1 protein-coding gene is annotated in these 223 nt (G+C 43.9%); it reads right to left on the bottom strand.

Annotation, left to right across the window (positions count from 1 at the left end; genetic code table 11):
• Positions 1 to 223: DDE-type integrase/transposase/recombinase (locus FC26_RS08630; protein WP_157061148.1), on the bottom strand; the 223-nt coding region annotated here is incomplete at both ends.

Below are 223 nucleotides of genomic sequence, written 5' to 3'. Positions count from 1 at the left end.
ACCACGTTCAGCTGGAGTATAAGCATGGCAGTAATAGGTCTTAATACCATATTGTGATTCAAGTGATACTAGCCCACTAAACTCAGTGCCACGGTCCAAAGTAAAGCTGTGCACCGGACCATTAAAAGTGGTTAGGAACTTAGTTAGTGCTGCATTAACAGTCGCTGTCGTCCGATCTTTTAACCGGTATGCCCAAAGGAACCGTGATTTGCGATCGATTAAA

The organism is Paucilactobacillus vaccinostercus DSM 20634 (assembly GCF_001436295.1).
Taxonomy (GTDB): domain Bacteria; phylum Bacillota; class Bacilli; order Lactobacillales; family Lactobacillaceae; genus Paucilactobacillus; species Paucilactobacillus vaccinostercus.
This window is presented reverse-complemented; position numbering and strand designations above follow the sequence as displayed.